At 72.8% G+C, this 2,800-nt stretch carries 3 protein-coding genes; 1 reads left to right on the top strand and 2 read right to left on the bottom strand.

The window, feature by feature from the left end:
- Positions 1-35: 35 nt before the first annotated feature.
- Together ACFU6K_RS35825 and ACFU6K_RS35830 are read right to left on the bottom strand one after the other, a co-directional pair.
- The gene (locus ACFU6K_RS35825) at positions 36-659 is read right to left on the bottom strand and encodes an FMN reductase (RefSeq protein ID WP_380670337.1); all 624 of its coding nucleotides are present in this window, start codon (positions 657-659) and stop codon (positions 36-38) included.
- Positions 656-1,780: an LLM class flavin-dependent oxidoreductase gene (locus ACFU6K_RS35830; protein ID WP_380670338.1), complete on the bottom strand. Its 1,125-nt coding sequence runs from the start codon at positions 1,778-1,780 to the stop codon at positions 656-658. Before ACFU6K_RS35830 ends, ACFU6K_RS35825 begins: the two co-directional genes overlap by 4 nt.
- A 196-nt stretch (positions 1,781-1,976) precedes the next feature.
- Between ACFU6K_RS35830 and ACFU6K_RS35835 the strand changes: the two genes are divergently transcribed.
- A complete protein-coding gene (locus ACFU6K_RS35835) occupies positions 1,977-2,738 on the top strand; it encodes a PP2C family protein-serine/threonine phosphatase (RefSeq protein ID WP_380670340.1) in 762 nt (253 codons plus the stop codon).
- The last annotated feature ends 62 nt before the right edge of the window (positions 2,739-2,800 follow it).

The raw sequence follows: 2,800 nt of genomic DNA on the forward strand, positions 1-2,800 counted from the left end.
GCTCGCGCACCCGCCCTCGTACGGCCTGGTCCGGCTCAGACCCGCAGGGCCGCCAGCTGCTCGGCGAACGGCACCACCTGCTCGGGCAGCGCCGGCGCCGCCGGGGCCCGCCCGGCCAGCAGCGCCGCCAGCTCGCCGGCCGCCCGGTCGATCCGGCGCGGCAGGCCGTCGGTGAGCCCGTCCCCCGCCGCGCCCCAGTCGTCGGTGGCCGCGTAGACGGCCGTCGGCAGCACCACCGCGCGCAGGTAGCTGAACAGCGGCCGGACGGCGTGCTCCAGGGCGAGCGAGTGCCGGGGCGTGCCGCCGGTGGCGGCGATCAGCACCGGCTTGCCGGTGAGCGCGTCGTTGTCGACCACGTCGAAGAAGGACTTGAACAGGCCGCTGTACGAGGCCGTGAAGATCGGCGTCACCGCGACCAGGGCGTCCGCCTCCGTGACCGCCTCGATCGCCGCGCGCAGCCCGGCGCCGGGGAAGCCGGTGACGAGGTTGTTGGCGATCTCCACCGCCAGGTCCCGCAGTTCGACCACGGTGACCTCCGCCTCCCGCCCCTCCAGGGCGAGTCGGCGCACCGTCGAGTCGGCGAGCCGGTCCGCCAGCAGCCGGGTCGAGGACGGCTTGCTCAGCCCGGCACTCACCACCACCAGCTTGAACGCGGTCACTTGGCCACCTCCACGGTCTTCTCGTCCTTCTCGTCCTTCTCGTCCTTCTCGCCCTTGGCCGCGACCAGCGCGGCGTGGGTCGGCCCGTCCGGCACGCCGGCCGGGCGGCCCTTGGCGAACTCCTCGCGCAGCACCGGCACGACCTCCTCGCCGAGCAGGTCCAGCTGCTCCAGCACCGTCTTCAGCGGCAGGCCGGCGTGGTCCATCAGGAACAGCTGGCGCTGGTAGTCGCCGAAGGACTCGCGGAAGGTCAGGGTCTTCTCGATGACCTCCTGCGGGCTGCCCACGGTCAGCGGGGTCTGCTCGGTGAACTCCTCCAGCGAGGGCCCGTGCCCGTAGACCGGCGCGTTGTCGAAGTACGGCCGGAACTCGCGCACCGCGTCCTGGGAGTTCTTCCGCATGAACACCTGCCCGCCGAGGCCGACGACCGCCTGCTCGGGCGTGCCGTGGCCGTAGTGGGCGAAGCGCTCGCGGTAGAGGTTGATCAGCTTCTTGAAGTGCTCCTTGGGCCAGAAGATGTTGTTCGCGAAGAAGCCGTCACCGTAGTAGGCGGCCTGCTCGGCGATCTCGGGGCTGCGGATCGAGCCGTGCCAGACGAACGGCGGGACGTCGTCCAGCGGGCGCGGGGTGGAGGTGAAGCCCTGGAGCGGGGTGCGGAAGCGGCCCTGCCAGTCGACGACCTCCTCGCGCCACAGCTGGTGCAGCAGCGCGTAGTTCTCGATCGCGAGCGGGATGCCCTGGCGGATGTCCTGGCCGAACCACGGATAGACCGGGCCGGTGTTGCCGCGGCCCATCATGACGTCCACCCGGCCCTCGGCCAGGTGCTGGAGCATCGCGAAGTCCTCGGCGATCTTCACCGGGTCGTTGGTGGTGATCAGCGTGGTCGAGGTGGAGAGGATGATGCGGTCGGTCTGCGCGGCGATGTAGCCGAGCATGGTCGTCGGCGAGGACGGGACGAACGGCGGGTTGTGGTGCTCGCCGGTCGCGAAGACGTCCAGGCCGACCTCCTCGGCCTTGCGGGCGATGGCGACCATCGCCTTGATCCGCTCGTGCTCGGTCGGGGTGCGGCCGGTGGTGGGGTCGGTCGTCACGTCGCCGACGGAGAAGATTCCGAACTGCATGCTGATCACCACATCCCAGGTAGTCCAACTTTCAACCACCTTAGCATCCGGGCGGGGACCGTTATTCCCCCTCCCCCGCTTCCCCTCGTCGCCTCCCGTCCCCTGCGACGACAATGGAAGGCGCGGGCGGGCAGCGAACGGCGCGGGCAGCGAACGGCGCGGGCGGCAGGGAAGGGCGGCGGAAGGGCGGCGGACGATGGGTCCGTACATCGCGGTGAGCGCGCTGAGCCACGAGGGCCTGGTGCGGGAGCACAACGAGGACAGCCTCACGGTCGGGCCGTGGACGCTCTGCGCCACCGTGACCACCAACCCGCAGACCCTGCTCTTCCCGCTCGGCCCGCCCTGCGTGATCGCGGTCGCCGACGGCCTGGGCGGCCACCCCGGCGGCGAGGTGGCCAGCGCCCTGGTCGCCCGCCGGCTCGCCGCCGACGGGGGCGCCCTGGACGGCGAGGAGGCCGTCCGCGAGGAGCTCCAGGCCTGCAACCGGGCCGTCTACGCGGCCGCCGCCGAGGAGCCGGAGCTCGCCGCGATGGGCACCACCGTCGCCGGGGTCGTGCTGCTGCCCGAGTGGGCACTGGCCTTCAACGTCGGTGACAGCCGGGTCTACCGGATCACCGGTGACGGGCTGCGCCGGGTGAGCGTGGACGACAGCCCGCCGCTGCCGCCCGGACGGCGCACCACCTCGGTGGTCACCCAGACCCTGGGCGGCTCGCTCGGGCTCACCTTCGTCGAGCCGCACGTCCGGGCCGTGCCGCTGGCCGCCGGGGACCGGTACCTGGTGTGCAGCGACGGCCTGACCGACCCGGTGCCCGAGGAGGAGCTGGCCGGGCTGCTGGAGCGCTCGTTCGAGGGGGCGGACCGCTCGGACGGCAGGGCGGCGTTCGAGCTGTGGAAGGCGGCCATCGAGGCCGGCGGGCCGGACAACATCACCCTGGCGCTGGTGCGGGTCGGCGCGTAGGGCGTCCGTCGCGTCGGGCACCCGTACGGAACGGACCCGCCCCGGGCGGGGCGCCGTAGCGC

This window comes from Kitasatospora sp. NPDC057512 (assembly GCF_042802135.1).
In the GTDB taxonomy this organism is placed as follows: Bacteria; Actinomycetota; Actinomycetes; order Streptomycetales; family Streptomycetaceae; genus Kitasatospora.

Excerpts from the sequence above, each read along its gene's own strand:
- ACFU6K_RS35835 (WP_380670340.1), top strand. The coding sequence starts at position 1,977 with ATGGGTCCGTACATCGCGGTGAGCGCGCTGAGCCACGAGGGCCTGGTG.
- ACFU6K_RS35830 (WP_380670338.1), bottom strand. The coding sequence starts at position 1,780 with ATGCAGTTCGGAATCTTCTCCGTCGGCGACGTGACGACCGACCCCACC.